Consider the following 623-nt stretch of genomic DNA (forward strand, 5'->3'; position numbering starts at 1 on the left):
GACACCCCCGGATCAAAGCTTGCTTACAGCTCCCCGAGGCAGTTTCGTTGTTCGCCACGTCCTTCGTCGGCTCCTGGCGCCTAGGCATCCTCCGTGTGCTCTTATTAGCTTAACCTCGATTTTTCCGCTAGGAAAATATCGGACATTGAATTTCTTCAAAAGCCTTTATTTCCATCAGGAAAATCGCTAGCATCGCCATTAATTCAAAACTTGTTTACACAAGTTCAGCTTAAAGGAATGTTCTAAAACGCAATTTCGTTTCGGTATCCAGTTTTCAAGGATCAAGTTGTAACTGAGAGCTTAAACTCTCAAAACTGAGCAACGAGTGAGCCACTAACCGACCTGGTTAGATTTTAGATTTGAATGTCTTCGTTGCAGAAGACGATTCTCCATAGAAAGGAGGTGATCCAGCCGCACCTTCCGATACGGCTACCTTGTTACGACTTCACCCCAATCATCTACCCCACCTTCGGCGGCTGGCTCCCTTGCGGGTTACCCCACCGACTTCGGGTGTTGTAAACTCTCGTGGTGTGACGGGCGGTGTGTACAAGACCCGGGAACGTATTCACCGCGGCATGCTGATCCGCGATTACTAGCAATTCCGACTTCATGCAGGCGAGTTG

At 48.8% G+C, this 623-nt stretch carries 2 rRNA genes; both read right to left on the reverse strand.

Annotated elements, in window-relative coordinates:
• Positions 1 to 115: ribosomal RNA gene (locus tag AC0LWN_RS32625) — 23S ribosomal RNA — on the reverse strand; the annotation flags it as partial.
• Positions 116 to 395: 280 nt separating this feature from the next.
• A 16S ribosomal RNA gene (locus AC0LWN_RS32630) occupies positions 396 to 623 on the reverse strand; the annotation flags it as partial.

The organism is Paenibacillus sp. sgz302115, from assembly GCF_056120445.1.